Source organism: Rhodococcus sp. 15-2388-1-1a, assembly GCF_002259145.1.
Taxonomy (GTDB): Bacteria; Actinomycetota; Actinomycetes; order Mycobacteriales; family Mycobacteriaceae; genus Rhodococcoides.
On record NZ_NPFP01000008.1, the window covers coordinates 247,381 to 261,317 of the forward strand.

15 protein-coding genes are annotated in these 13,937 nt (G+C 65.3%); 14 read left to right on the plus strand and 1 reads right to left on the minus strand.

What is annotated here, in order from left to right:
- The first annotated feature begins 37 nt into the window (after positions 1-37).
- The 8 genes from CH302_RS05645 (at position 38) to trmD (ending at position 6,720) form a co-directional block, all read left to right on the plus strand.
- Entirely contained in the window at positions 38-931 is an 894-nt protein-coding gene (locus CH302_RS05645; RefSeq protein WP_037189658.1) for a M23 family metallopeptidase, read from the plus strand.
- Positions 932-1,062: 131 nt separating this feature from the next.
- Positions 1,063-2,622 (plus strand): signal recognition particle protein, encoded by a 1,560-nt coding sequence (gene ffh / locus CH302_RS05650; RefSeq protein ID WP_037190175.1) that lies wholly within the window; start codon positions 1,063-1,065, stop codon positions 2,620-2,622.
- 19 nt (positions 2,623-2,641) lie between these two features.
- Positions 2,642-3,748: an amidohydrolase family protein gene (locus CH302_RS05655; RefSeq protein ID WP_176460645.1), complete on the plus strand. Its 1,107-nt coding sequence runs from the start codon at positions 2,642-2,644 to the stop codon at positions 3,746-3,748.
- Positions 3,745-4,575: a CPBP family intramembrane glutamic endopeptidase gene (locus tag CH302_RS05660; RefSeq protein ID WP_037189655.1), complete on the plus strand. Its 831-nt coding sequence runs from the start codon at positions 3,745-3,747 to the stop codon at positions 4,573-4,575. The genes CH302_RS05655 and CH302_RS05660 overlap by 4 nt, the downstream gene beginning before the upstream one ends.
- A gap of 188 nt (positions 4,576-4,763) precedes the next feature.
- A complete protein-coding gene (gene rpsP, locus CH302_RS05665) occupies positions 4,764-5,240 on the plus strand; it encodes a 30S ribosomal protein S16 (RefSeq protein ID WP_037189654.1) in 477 nt (158 codons plus the stop codon).
- The gene (locus tag CH302_RS05670; protein WP_027496687.1) at positions 5,237-5,479 is read left to right on the plus strand and encodes an RNA-binding protein; all 243 of its coding nucleotides are present in this window, start codon (positions 5,237-5,239) and stop codon (positions 5,477-5,479) included. Before rpsP ends, CH302_RS05670 begins: the two co-directional genes overlap by 4 nt.
- A 14-nt stretch (positions 5,480-5,493) precedes the next feature.
- Entirely contained in the window at positions 5,494-6,036 is a 543-nt protein-coding gene (rimM, locus tag CH302_RS05675; RefSeq protein ID WP_037189653.1) for a ribosome maturation factor RimM, read from the plus strand.
- Between the two features lie 3 nt (positions 6,037-6,039).
- Positions 6,040-6,720, plus strand: a complete 681-nt coding sequence (trmD, locus tag CH302_RS05680) for a tRNA (guanosine(37)-N1)-methyltransferase TrmD (protein ID WP_037189652.1) — start codon at positions 6,040-6,042, stop codon at positions 6,718-6,720.
- A gap of 5 nt (positions 6,721-6,725) precedes the next feature.
- Here the strand turns inward: trmD and CH302_RS05685 are convergent, their stop codons facing one another.
- A complete protein-coding gene (locus CH302_RS05685; protein ID WP_037189650.1) occupies positions 6,726-7,679 on the minus strand; it encodes a serine hydrolase in 954 nt (317 codons plus the stop codon).
- Positions 7,680-7,747: 68 nt separating this feature from the next.
- Between CH302_RS05685 and CH302_RS05690 the strand changes: the two genes are divergently transcribed.
- The 6 genes from CH302_RS05690 to CH302_RS05715 all read left to right on the plus strand — a co-directional run bounded on the left by CH302_RS05690 (position 7,748) and on the right by CH302_RS05715 (position 13,597).
- Positions 7,748-10,099: a Tex family protein gene (locus CH302_RS05690; protein WP_037189648.1), complete on the plus strand. Its 2,352-nt coding sequence runs from the start codon at positions 7,748-7,750 to the stop codon at positions 10,097-10,099.
- 107 nt (positions 10,100-10,206) lie between these two features.
- On the plus strand, positions 10,207-11,061 hold the full coding sequence (locus CH302_RS05695) for a hypothetical protein (RefSeq protein ID WP_037190173.1): 855 nt from the start codon (positions 10,207-10,209) through the stop codon (positions 11,059-11,061).
- A gap of 132 nt (positions 11,062-11,193) precedes the next feature.
- Positions 11,194-11,535 carry a 50S ribosomal protein L19 gene (rplS, locus tag CH302_RS05700; protein WP_032378188.1) on the plus strand — a complete coding sequence of 114 codons (342 nt, stop codon included), beginning with the start codon at positions 11,194-11,196 and terminating at the stop codon, positions 11,533-11,535.
- A gap of 184 nt (positions 11,536-11,719) precedes the next feature.
- The gene (lepB, locus tag CH302_RS05705) at positions 11,720-12,496 is read left to right on the plus strand and encodes a signal peptidase I (protein ID WP_037189647.1); all 777 of its coding nucleotides are present in this window, start codon (positions 11,720-11,722) and stop codon (positions 12,494-12,496) included.
- Complete coding sequence (locus tag CH302_RS05710; protein WP_176460646.1) at positions 12,493-13,254, plus strand: ribonuclease HII; 762 nt, start codon at positions 12,493-12,495, stop codon at positions 13,252-13,254. The genes lepB and CH302_RS05710 overlap by 4 nt, the downstream gene beginning before the upstream one ends.
- Before the next feature lie 37 nt (positions 13,255-13,291).
- Positions 13,292-13,597, plus strand: coding sequence for a DUF2469 domain-containing protein (locus CH302_RS05715; protein WP_008717288.1), 306 nt, complete (start codon positions 13,292-13,294; stop codon positions 13,595-13,597).
- Positions 13,598-13,937: the final 340 nt, after the last annotated feature.

Below are 13,937 nucleotides of genomic sequence, written 5' to 3' on the forward strand. Positions count from 1 at the left end.
GCAGGCTCCACTCCTGATCATTCGAGAGGCACGAACTGTGGGATCCCACCGACGGTCGACCGTCCACGTACCGACCGACATCGCAGCGCGTCCGACGCGCGGCAGACACCGCGCCGTTCAGGACACCCCCGACCTCGGTCGACGCGCGGCAACGATCGTCGCCGCGACCGGCGCGATCGTCGTCGGAGCGACGTCGATGGGTGCCGCAACTGCAGGGGCCGCGCCGATCCAGGAGGCACCAGCAGCCGGACTCCCGTTCGCGGTACCGGAGGGTCTGCTCCCCGCGGGATTCGAGCTGCCCCAGTTCGAGCTTCCGCAGTTCGTACCCCCACAGTTCGCGCCCCCGCCCGCACCGTCACAGCCCGTACCGCCCGAGGCTGCACCGGCACCGGCTGCCGAGCCACTGGCCGCGTTCGGAGTCACCGATCCCGCTGCCGCCGCCCAGCAGTGGCTCGACGATGTGGGCCTGGGGCAGTTGGGTGCGCAGTCACCCCTCGACAGCCTGCGCTCGCTGAAGAAGGGCACAGTGCAGCCAGTGGCGGGGGTGTTGACGTCCAACTTCGGCTCGCGATGGGGCACTCAACACAGCGGCCTCGACATCGCGGCACCCATCGGGACGCCCATCCACGCGGCTGCCGACGGCACCGTGTCCGACGCAGGACCGGCATCCGGCTTCGGTCTCTGGGTCAAGGTGCGGCACGACGACGGCACCGAGACGGTCTACGGACACGTCAACGACTTCTCCGTCCAGCCAGGCCAGCGCGTGTCGGCCGGTGAGCAGATCGCCACCGTGGGCAACCGTGGCCAGTCGACGGGCCCACATCTGCACTTCGAGGTACACGACCCCTCGGGCGTCAAGGTCGACCCCGCGCAGTGGCTCGCGACGCGGGGCGTGGCAGTGACGTGGAACGATTCCGCGCGCCTGGCCTGACCGCTCGACGTCGCCACGATTCGACACGACAGTCGAACGCCCCAGCGACGACGCGGCGTGCTGCCGCTAGTGTGGTGACCGTGCCGGATTCGGCTCGTTTTCGGTGATCGGCTAGCTCAGGAGTGCAATCGGTGTTCGAATCCCTTTCAGACAGGTTGACCGGGACTCTCAAGGACCTGCGTGGCAAAGGTCGACTGTCCGGCGCGGATATCGACGCCACCGCCCGTGAGATCCGTCTGGCCCTGCTCGAAGCGGACGTGGCACTGCCCGTCGTACGTGAGTTCATCAACCGCATCAAGGTCCGGGCCAAGGGTGCCGAGGTCTCCGGCGCGCTCAACCCCGCCCAGCAGGTAGTCAAGATCGTCAACGAGGAACTGGTCGGCATCCTCGGCGGCGAGACTCGCAGGCTCGTCTTCGCCAAGAACCCGCCCACGGTGATCATGCTCGCCGGTCTGCAGGGTTCGGGTAAGACGACGCTCGCGGGCAAGCTCGCGAAATGGCTCAAGGGCCAGGGCCACACCCCGCTGCTCGTCGCGTGCGACCTCCAGCGTCCCGGTGCCGTGAGCCAGCTGCAGATCGTGGGCGAGCGCGCGGGTGCCGCCGTCTTCGCGCCGCATCCGGGTACGTCCATCGGCGGCGGCGACAACGCGCTCGGCGTCTCGGCCGCGGATCCCGTCGAGGTCGCCCGGGCCGGCATCGCCGAGGCTCGGAGCAAGCAGTACGACGTGGTCATCGTCGACACCGCCGGTCGCCTCGGCATCGACACCGAGCTGATGAGTCAGGCCGCGGGAATTCGTGACGCCGTCCAGCCGGACGAGACACTGTTCGTTCTCGACGCGATGGTCGGCCAGGATGCCGTCAGCACCGCCGAGGCGTTCCGCGACGGAGTCGGCTTCACCGGCGTTGTGCTCACCAAGCTCGACGGCGACGCTCGTGGCGGCGCAGCACTCAGTGTCCGCGAGGTGACCGGACAGCCCATCATGTTCGCGTCGACCGGCGAGAAGCTCGAAGATTTCGACGTCTTCCACCCCGATCGTATGGCAAGCCGCATCCTCGGCATGGGCGACGTGCTGAGCCTGATCGAGCAGGCCGAACAGCACTTCGATGCCGAGCAGGCCGAGGCGACGGCCAACAAGATCGGCTCGGGACAGCTCACGCTCGACGACTTCCTCGAGCAGATGATGGCCGTCCGCAAGATGGGGCCGATCGGAAACCTGCTGGGCATGCTGCCCGGTGCGGGCCAGATGAAAGAACTCGCCAACGTCGACGAGAAGCAGCTCGATCGCGTACAGGCGATCATCCGCGGCATGACGCCGCAGGAGCGTACCGACCCGAAGATCATCAACGCGTCACGTCGATTGCGTATCGCGAACGGTTCGGGCGTGAAGGTCTCCGACGTCAATCAGCTGGTAGATCGGTTCTTCGAGGCTCGCAAGATGATGTCGGCCATGGCCGGTCGAATGGGCATGCCCGGTGCGCGCAAGCAGGTGCGGAACAACAAGAAGGGCAAGAAAGGCAAGAAGGGCGCTCGCGGTCCGACGCAGCCGAAGATCCGCGGTGGATTCCCCGGCATGCCGGGCGGAATGCCCGCAGGCATGCCCGACCTGTCGTCCATGCCCAAGGGTCTCGACCAGTTGCCGCCGGGGCTCGAAGGCATCGATCTGTCGCAGCTGAAACTGCCCAAGAAGTAAGCGCGTACACGTGTCGGCCATGCGGGTGCGGGGCCGCGGGCTGCCGGACGGGACCGAGATCGATCTCTGGATCGACGGCGGCATTCTGTCGACCGAGCCGATCTCGGATGCAGAATTCGTGCACGACGGCGGCTGGATTCTGCCCGGTCTCGTGGACGCCCACTGCCATGTCGGAATCGAATACGGCGGGGGACACACCGACCTGAGCGGGTCGATCCGGCAGGCCGAGACCGAGCGAGGCGTCGGCGCTCTGCTGTTGCGCGACGCCGGGTCGCCGGTGGACACGCGCGCCCTGGACGAGCGCGAGGACCTTCCTCGGATCATCCGAGCGGGCCGCCACATCGCATCACCCAAGCGATACATCCCGGGTCTGGCGATCGACATCGAGGACGAATCGCAACTGCCAGAGGCGGTGGCTCAGCAGGCTCGATTCGGAGATGGCTGGGTCAAGCTCGTCGGCGACTGGATCGACCGCTCGGTGGGAGATCTCCGACCGCTGTGGAACGATTCGATCCTCGTCGACGCCATCGCGGCTGCCCACGCCGAGGGTGCGCGAGTGACCGCCCACGTATTCGGCGAGGATGCCCTGCCCGGACTGATCGCGGCGGGAATCGACTGCATAGAACACGGCACCGGCCTGACCGACGAGACCGTCGAAATGATGGTCGATCACGGCACCGCCCTGGTACCGACGCTCATCAACATCGAGACGTTTCCCGGAATCGCGGATTCGGCCACCCGATACCCCGTGTACGCCCGGCACATGCGGGCGCTGCACGAACGCGTCGCCGATACCGTCGGACGTGCTCACGACGCAGGCATTCCCATCTATGCGGGCACCGATGCAGGTGGTTCGATCGCGCACGGCCGCATCGCCGACGAGGTCGCCGCGCTCGCTGCCGTCGGACTCTCACCGACCGACGCGCTCGGCGCTGCCTGCTGGGACGCCCGGTCGTGGCTGGGTCGACGGGGGCTCGAGCATGGCGCGCCCGCAGATCTCGTCGTCTACGCCGAAGATCCGCGCGGGGGACCGGATGTGCTGTCGAACCCGGAGCTGGTCATCCTGCGCGGACGCGTGACCGACCGGCGCGGTCGCACGAGGAGTGGAGCGGCGGCCCGAGGGTGACCGATCCGAGAAGCGCTGCAGGACAATCCGATCCGGACCGCCCCAGCTGGGCGGGAATGGCACCGATGAATCACGTTCAGCAGCAAGGATCGGGATTGTCCGAAACCTACTGGCGGGCCGAGCAGGCCGCGCTCGAACGCACGAGCGGTCAACGGTGGGGACTACCGGCCGCGGCGCTGGTGCTGGGGCTCAATCTCGCGGGATTCCTGATGCTCGGCGTCGTCGTGTCGTCGGACGCGTCGGCCGTCTTCGTGGTGGGCATCATGATTCCGAGCTTGCTCGCTGCCGGACTGGCGGTGGCCATCTCGAAGGCGCGGGGCAACGGACCCGTCGTCGACTTCGGCCTCCCCAGATCCACCCCCGAATTCCTCGGTCACCTCCGATCCGGGTTGGCGTGGGGTGGCGTCGCGGTGGTCGGTGGCATCGTGCTGGCTCTGATTCTGGTGTCCCGTATCGAATTCGACGACCCGACGCCGCTGGGCAACGTCACCGATACGGCCGTCGGATGGAAGATCGTTCTGGCACTGTGGATCTGGATCGGTGCACCGATCTGCGAGGAAACGATGTTCCGCGGCATGCTGTGGGGAGCGCTCGAGAAACGCACCAGCCCCATGCCCATGGCCTGGTTGGGCAATAGATGGGTCGTGCTGGCGATCACCGCGGTGTTGTTCGCGATCTGGCACCGCGAGTGGTGGCGCTTCGTGGTGCTGCTGTGGGGAGGGTTCGCGATCGGCATCGCTCGAATGCGCTCCGGTTCGATCGTCGCGTCGACCACGGCCCACTCGCTGAACAACACTCTCCCTGCCCTGGTGATTCTGCTGGCCTGACGGGAGCGGTTCTGCGGGCCCGATTCACCGATCGTGCTATCCGTCTGGCACAATGAACAGCTGTTCGCCCGTCATCCGGTTACGTACCGAGCGGCGGTCACAACAACCCTCAACGCAAAACCGGGTTCGCATGCCGTGCGGACCGCTGAATTGCGCCGTGACCAACTTTCGAAAGGCTTCACCAGAACATGGCTGTCAAGATCAAGCTCATGCGTATCGGCAAGATCCGCACCCCGCACTACCGCGTCGTCATCTCCGATGCCCGCACCCGTCGTAACGGCCGTGCGATCGAGACCATCGGCACGTACGAGCCCAAGCAGGACCCCAGCATCATCGAGATCAACTCCGAGCGGGCGCAGTACTGGCTGAGCGTCGGCGCACAGCCCACCGAGCCTGTCGAGGCACTGCTCAAGATCACCGGTGACTGGCAGAAGTTCAAGGGCCTCCCCGGCGCCGAGGGAACCCTCCGCCTCGCCGAGCCCAAGCCGTCCAAGCTCGACCTGTTCAACGCCGCACTGGCGCAGGCCGACTCCGAGCCCCAGGGCGAGGCCACCACCGCCAAGAAGAAGAAGGCTCCGAAGGCCGACGACGCCGCTGCGGAGACCACCGACGCTGCAGCAACCGAGACGGCAGACGCGCCGGCCGCCGAGGCTGCTGAGAAGTGAGTGCCGTTGTCGCCGATGCCGTCGAACATCTCGTTCGCGGCATCGTCGCCAATCCCGATGACGTTCGCGTCGAGATGATCACCGGCCGTCGTGGCCGCACCGTGGAAGTCCACGTGCACCCCGACGATCTGGGCAAGGTCATCGGCCGTGGCGGTCGCACCGCCACGGCACTGCGCACGCTCGTCTCGGGTATCGGTGGTCGCGGCATCCGTGTCGACGTGGTCGACACGGACCAGTAGGTCACACACCCATCATGGAGCTGGTCATCGGCCGTGTTGCGAAGTCGCACGGCATCAAAGGCGAAGTCGTCGTCGAGGTTCGCACCGACAACCCCGACGATCGCTTTGCCGAAGGAACCGTTCTCTCGGGCCGCAAGCCTCGATCGAACGCCGAACCAGCCTCGTACACAGTGGACGCCGTCCGGGAACACTCCGGGCGGCTTCTGCTGCGTCTGAACGGTATCGACGACAAGACGGCCGCCGACCAACTTCGGGGCATTCTGTTCGTCGTCGAATCCACCGACCTTCCGCCGTCCGACGACCCGGACGAGTACTACGACCACGAACTCGAAGGCCTCACGGTGATCCTGACCGACGGCACAGTCGTGGGAACGGTCCGCGAAGTCCTCCACTCCGCAGCGGGGGAGCTGCTCTCCATCACGCCGAGTCCGGGCTCCGGCGAAGCCACACGCACCGAGATTCTCGTGCCGTTCGTGGCGGCCATCGTGACGTCGGTGTCGTTGGCAGACAAGACGATCGAGATCGATCCGCCCGAGGGTCTGCTGGATCCGGAGTAGATCGTGCGCCTCGACGTCGTCACCATCTTCCCCGAATACCTCACGCCGCTCCGAACTGCGTTGCTGGGCAAAGCAATCGACCGCGGCCTCGTCTCGGTCGAGGTCCACGATCTGCGGTCGTGGACGCACGACGTGCACAAGGCCGTCGACGATTCGCCCTACGGCGGCGGACCGGGAATGGTCATGAAGCCGACTGTCTGGGGAGACGCACTCGACGACGTGCTGACAGACGATTCTCTCCTCGTCGTGCCGACGCCGGCCGGAGTGCCGTTCACCCAGCGGACGGCCGAGCGATGGTCCTCCGAGCAGCATCTCGTATTCGCCTGCGGCCGTTACGAAGGCATCGATCAACGCGTGTTCGACGACGCCGCACGTCGCGTCCGGGTCGAGGAAGTCAGCATCGGCGACTACGTGCTCATCGGCGGCGAGGCGGCCGTCCTCGTCATGGCCGAGGCCGTGGTGCGATTGATGCCGGGTGTCCTGGGCAATCAGCAGTCGCATCAGGAGGACTCGTTCTCCGACGGTCTGCTCGAAGGACCGAGTTACACGCGCCCCGCACAGTGGCGTGATCTCGACGTTCCGCAGGTACTTCTCTCGGGTGATCACGCCAAGATCGCTGCGTGGCGTCGACAGCAATCACTGGACAGGACCGCCGAGCGTCGTCCGGACCTGTTGCAGGACTGACGAATTCAGCTGACGGTGCCGGCGGGGAAGAGCATCGAGACGAAGCCGGTGAGAGTTTCCCGCGCATGCAGGGCGCTGGCGTCGTCGCTGACGTCGACGACGGCGGTGTCCGGATAGCGTTCCATGTCGTCTGCGTAGAAGATGTCCTCGCGTGACGACAGAGCCAGAACGTAGCGGTTGTCGACGCCGATCGTGCCTGTCGACAGGTGTACCCACCGATCGGACACACAGCACATCCAGCCCTGTTTCACAGCGTGCACGCTCTCGCCTGGCAGACCGTCGACGATCCCGAAATGCTGTTTGTAGCCGTCCGCGGCAATCGGTGCCGAACGCCGCAGCATTTCGATCACGACGTCCGTCGAGGCAGTCGTCAGACCGCCGCTACCGTTCAGCAACCCCGCGTAGTAACCGACCAGGTCGCTGGGCGTGGTCTCGGTGTTGTACCACTGGTCGTCACCGGGAGCCGTGGTGTTCGTCAAGCCGTAGCGAGCCGCGACCGTCCGCACGATCTCGGACGAGCCGTAGCGGTACCAGAGCGTGTATGCGGCGTTGTCGTCGGACAACTCGAGCATGCTGGTCATGGTGTCCAGGTCATCGGCGGAGACCGGACGGTTCTCCGACTGCGCTCGGAACAACACCTCGTCGGCGATGAAGAGTTTGGACACCGACGCGGTTTCGACCTGAACATCGGCATTGCTGCTGTAGTAGGAGCCCGTCTGACGATCCAACAGCGCGAAATCGACATCGGCACCACGGGACTGGGCCGACGCGATCGCCATCGGGATACGAGCTTCGAGAGCTACACCGTCGACCTTCTCCATATCGGGAAAGGGCGATGCCGACGTCTCTGCGGTTTCCTTCGAGGCGGAGTCACCGATCTGATCGTCGGGAGGAACCGAGCACCCGGCCAGAATCAGTGAGGCGCAGGCTGCAGCCAGGAACCGAGACCCCCTGACCATCCGCGTATCTCTCCCACACGTTGAACCGCTGACCGACTTGTCCCACAGTAGCGGTAGGGTCCATCGCCGTGACCACTGCTCTGAAATCTGTGAACAAGCGCATAGCCGAAGAACTCGACGTTCGTGAAGAACAGGTTCGTGCCGCCGTGGAACTACTCGACGGCGGGTCGACGGTCCCGTTCATCGCGCGCTACCGCAAGGAAGTCACCGGCACCCTCGACGACGCACAACTGCGTCAGCTCGACGAGCGGCTGCGGTACCTGCGCGAGCTCGACGAGCGCAGAGACGCCGTCATCGAGTCCATCCGCTCGCAGGGCAAGCTCGACGACGCGCTCGAGCAGTCGCTGATGGTGGCCGACACCAAGGCGCGCGTCGAGGACATCTATCTGCCGTTCAAGCCCAAGCGTCGCACCAAGGCTCAGATCGCGCGTGAGGCCGGGCACGAGCCCGTCGCCGACGCCCTGTTCTCCGACCCCTCCACCGACCCGGCCCAGTTCGATCAGGAGCAGCTCGACGGCGCACGGGCGATTCTCGTCGAGCGCTTCGCCGAGGACGCGGACCTGGTGGGCGAGCTGCGCGAACTGATGTGGACATCCGGCAAGCTCGTCGCGTCGGTTCGCAAGGGCAAGGAGGAGGAGGGTGCCAAGTTCTCCGATTACTTCGAGTTCTCGGAACCGTTCACGAGCCTGCCTTCGCACCGCATTCTCGCCACGCTCAGAGGCGAGAAGGAAGAGGTGCTCTCGCTCGGTTTCGAGCCCGAGCGCGACGAACCGACCCCAGGGGTGCCGAGCGTCTACGAGGGTCGGATCGCCACCAAGTTCGGAATAGCGAATCGGGGACGGCCGGCCGACAAGTGGCTGCTCGACACCGTCCGATGGGCGTGGCGCACCAAGATGCTGGTGACCGTCTCCCTCGATACCAGGATGCGCCTGCGTCAGTCGGCCGAGAAGGACGCCGTCGACGTGTTCGCGAGCAACCTCAAGGACCTGCTGCTCGCCGCTCCGGCGGGCAACCGCACCACGATGGGCCTGGACCCGGGTTTCCGTACCGGCACCAAGGTCGCCATCGTCGACGCCACCGGCAAGGTCGTCGACTACGACACCATCTACCCGCACAAACCGCAGGGCAAGTGGGATCAGGCTGTGGCCACCCTCGCGGGCCTGGCTGCCAAGCACAAGGTCGAACTGATCGCCATCGGCAACGGCACCGCATCGCGTGAAACCGACTCGTTGGCAGCAGAATTGATCGCCAAGTTCCCTGCCGCTAACCTGACGAAGGTGGTGGTGTCCGAGGCCGGCGCGTCGGTGTACTCCGCGTCCGCGTACGCCTCGAGCGAGCTGCCCGAACTCGACGTCTCGATCCGCGGTGCCGTCTCGATTGCCCGCAGGTTGCAGGATCCGCTGGCCGAACTGGTCAAGATCGATCCCAAGTCGATCGGCGTCGGTCAGTACCAGCACGACATCTCCGAAACCCTGCTGGCCCGTTCCCTCGGGGCCGTCGTGGAGGACGCGGTGAACGCCGTCGGCGTCGACGTCAACACCGCGTCGGTACCGTTGCTCTCGCGGGTCTCCGGTATCGCCGGCTCTCTCGCCGAAAGCATCGTGGCGCACCGCGACCAGAACGGTCCGTTCTCCAGCCGCAGCACACTCAAGAACGTCCCGCGCCTGGGCCCCAAGGCTTTCGAGCAGTGCGCCGGATTCCTCCGCATCTCCGGGGGGGAGGATCCCCTGGACCGGTCGAGTGTTCACCCGGAGGCATACCCCGTCGTGCGGCGCATCGTGGGCAAGGCCGGCGTCGGAGTGCGGGAGGTCATCGGCAACACGGCGCTGTTGCGCGGACTCGACCCCGCCGAATTCGCCGACGAGCGATTCGGTCTGCCCACCGTCACGGACATCATCTCCGAACTCGAGAAGCCGGGACGCGACCCTCGTCCGGAGTTCAAGACCGCGACCTTCGCCGCCGGAATCGAGAAGGTCGCCGACCTGAAGCCGGGCATGACGCTCGAGGGAGTCGTGACCAACGTGGCGGCGTTCGGGGCATTCGTCGACGTCGGTGTGCACCAGGACGGGCTGGTGCACGTCTCGGCGATGTCGCACAACTTCGTCAAGGACCCCCGCGAGGTCGTCAAGTCCGGGGACGTCGTGCGCGTCAAAGTGATGGAGGTCGACATCCCCCGTCAGCGCATCGGTCTGAGTCTGCGGCTGGACGACGAGCCCGGTGCCGGTGGTGGCAAGGACGCCGCCCGCGGACAGCAGGATCGGCCTCGAGGTCAGGGACGGGCCCCGGGCGCGAACCAGGGTGGCCGCGGTCGAGACGCACGCCCGCAACGGGATCGCCGAACGGCCGGCGGCGCTGGCGCGGCGACACCGGCTGCCGGTTCGATGGCCGACGCGCTACGGAAGGCGGGATTCGGAAAATAGCGAGCGGTTCCTCGGTCGATGCTGCCGTGGGCGGTCCCGGACGCGAATAGTGTGAAACGCGTTCACCGGTCGTTCGGCAGGAAGGACGTGAGGCACACGTGAGGTGGTTGCAACACGGGGTCATCGATCACGGCCGCCTGCCGCTGCTGTGTTTCCTACTGGGACTGTTGGTGGGCTTCCTGCTGATCCGACTCAGCGTCAGGATGATTCGCGCAGATGTGAAGTGGTGGCCGGGAAACATCACGCCCGGTGGTCAGCACATCCACCATGTCGTGTTCGGAATCGTGCTGATGCTGCTGGCGGGTATCGGCTTGATCGCGGTGTACGTCGACGGTTCCGAGTCGGTCGGCGCGGTGCTGGCGGCGATCTTCGGTATCGGCGCCGCTCTCGTCCTCGACGAGTTCGCGTTGATCTTCTATCTCCGCGATGTCTACTGGTCCGAACAGGGGCGAACGTCGGTGGACGCCGTGTTCGCGGCAGTGGGCTTCACCGGCCTGCTGCTGCTCGGCTTCCATCCTCTGGAGTTGCTGAGCCCGGCCGGTTTCCGCGCCGATCCCGACCCGTGGGTGCGCGGCACCGTGGCGGTGTTGGCCCTGGCCAATCTCGCGCTCGGTGTCGTCGTCCTGCTCAAGGGAAAGATCTGGACCGGACTGCTCGGGCTGTTCGTCCTGCCGATCCTCGTCCTGGCCGCAGTGCGGTTGAGCAGGCCGAGCGCCCCATGGGCGAGGTGGCGCTACACCACCAGGCCGAAGAAGATGGAACGCGCTCTGCGCCGGGAGAAGCGGTGGCGACGGCCGATCATCCGGGCCAAGATCTATCTCCAGGACGCGATCGCAGGCAAGCCGAGCATCGTGCACGCACGTGAGGCCACCGAGCAGGAACTGGCGCGGACGGTACTACCTGCGCCGATGCCGAGCGGGACGGCTGCAAGCCGGGAAGCGCCGATTTCGTCGAACGCCTGATGGTCTGGCACAATGGTCGGGTTGCCTCTAGCAGGCACGGACCTCACTCGGAGTACGAACCAGTCGAGCCGTTGCATCAGCGAGCCGCTCGGTTCCTCTACTCATGCGCAGAACGCAAGGATGGCACAACCGATGAACACACTGGACTTTCTCGACAATCAGTCGCTGCGTGGCGACATCCCCGATTTCCGCCCCGGCGACACACTGAACGTGCACGTCAAGGTCATCGAAGGCTCGAAGGAGCGCATTCAGATCTTCAAGGGCGTCGTTATCCGACGTCAGGGCGGTGGCGTTCGCGAAACGTTCACGGTCCGCAAGGTCTCGTTCGGCGTCGGCGTCGAGCGCACCTTCCCGGTGCACAGCCCCAACATTGCGCAGTTCGAGGTCCTCACCCGTGGTGACGTCCGTCGCGCCAAGCTCTACTACCTCCGCGATCTGCGTGGCAAGGCCGCCAAGATCAAGGAAAAGCGCTGACCGGTTCCGCCCGGACACATCAGTTCACACCATGCCGCGTCGCCCGTCAGGGCGACGCGGCATGGTGCGTTCTGCCCGCGATCGTCCCGCGTTCCACCCTGCCGACCGGCGGATCGAGAGCCGTGAACCGCCGATGCGCAGACCGTCCGGCCGTGTGGTCGACGGTTCCGGCTAACCTGATCACGTGACGCAGTCCCCACAGGATCCAACCGACGAGCCCGACGACGAGTCTTCACGGAAGAAGCGTCGGGAACGCAAGCCCCGATCGTTCTGGCGCGAGCTTCCCATTCTGATTCTGGTAGCGCTGGTGCTGAGTTTTCTGCTCCAGACATTCGTCGCTCGGGTGTATCTGATCCCGTCCGAATCGATGGAGCCGACCTTGCACGGCTGCACCGGCTGCACCGGTGACCGCATCGTGGTGGAGAAGATCGGATACAGATTCGGCGACCCGAAGCCCGGTGACATCGTCGTCTTCCGTGGCCCGGATTCGTGGAACGACGAGTTCGTGTCACAGCGGTCCGACAATTCGGTGATTCGTGGGGCACAGGAAGTCGGTTCGTTGATCGGAGTTGTCGCTCCGGACGAGAACGATCTGGTCAAGCGCGTCATCGCCACCGGCGGTCAGACGGTCGAATGCTGCGACGACCAGGGTCGAGTTCTCGTCGACGGGCAGCCGTTGGACGAGCCGTACATACAGATGGACTTCCCCTTCACTCCCGGCACCATGACGTGCGACACCGAATTGAAGTCCGGACGATGCTTCGATCCCATCACGGTGCCGGAGGGCAACATCTGGGTGATGGGCGACAACCGAAGTAATTCACGGGATTCCCGGTACCACATCGAGGACGAGTTCAAGGGCACCGTCCCGCTCGACAACGTGATCGGCAAGGCCGTGTTCATCGCGCTTCCACCGTCACGAACCGGCCTCCTGGATTCTCCCGACATCCAGGGTCGATGACGGTATCCGGTCGCCGCGCGCCGCGCGCACGCGCCTCTCTGACGCGGTCGCCGTGGCCGCCGCGTCCGATCATCCGACGAGCGGCCGGCTTGCGAACGATGGAATCGGCGCTGGAGCGGGGTGGTCTCGGGCCGGTCGCTGGAGTCGACGAAGCGGGACGAGGAGCATGCGCCGGTCCGTTGACGGTCGCGGCGTGTGTGCTCGGTGCGCGGGCTCATGCGGCTCTCGCGGACCTGGACGACTCGAAGAAGCTGACCGAGCGACGACGCGAGGAGCTCTTCCCCAAGATTCAGAGGCTGGCACTGGCATGGAGCGTGGTGTCCATCGATGCGGCCGAGGTCGACCGCATCGGAGTCCACGTGGCGAACATCGAAGGAATGCGACGCGCGGTTGCCGGGCTCGGCATGACCCCGGGTTACGTACTCACCGACGGCTTCCGAGTACCCGGCCTTCCGGTTCCGTCGTTGCCGGTGATCGGCGGCGACGCCACCGCGGCGTGCATCGCCGCAGCGAGCGTGCTGGCGAAGGTCTCCCGGGACCGATGGATGGTGCAGCTGGACGAGACGATTCCCGGCTACGGGTTCGCCGTGCACAAGGGGTACAGCACGCGCGCGCATTCCGCCGCCATGACGGCACTCGGCCCGAGTAGGGAACATCGCATGTCGTACGCCAACGTCGCGGCAGCGGCGGCAGGCATGTCACGCGAGAGAGTCGACGCCCTGGGGCGAATGGACTGCCCGGACGCACGTGCGCGATGATTGCTTCTCACGCCCGACTGGAGGATGAAAGAAACCGATGAGTGCCGAAGATCTCGAAAAGTACGAAACCGAGATGGAGCTCTCGCTGTATCGCGAGTACCGGGACATCGTGGGTCAGTTCAACTACGTCGTCGAAACCGAGCGTCGGTTCTATCTGGCCAACTCCGTCGAACTCATTCCGCACAACGCCGACGGTGAAATCTACTTCGAATTGCGAATGTCCGACTCGTGGGTGTGGGACATGTATCGTCCCGCCCGTTTCGTCAAGCATGTCCGGGTGATCACCTTCAAGGACGTCAACATCGAAGAGTTGGACAAACCAGATCTTCGTCTGCCGGAATAGCTCTCCTCGTCCGACGGTCCGGCGTGACGGAGTCGCCCAAGCGTCGGACGTCGGAGCAGCGAGCTGTGAACCGCCTGATTCGATGCGATCGCTGTTGTTCCGAGCGTATTGCCGCACGAAAAACTGGACACCCGGCCAAATCGGTCCGCATGTCCTGTTTTCGTGTCCGGTGTCACGGAAAAGCTGTGCTCGGTCGAATGATGTACGTGGGCTACGCGCGTGAAACCGACTGCGCAACAGCGATATTCGAATTCAGAGATTAGTCACCCGAAAAGCTGATCAATTTCTGCACCGATATTCGTCGATTCGACACGATGCGAAACGCCTGCAGTTCTTTGCG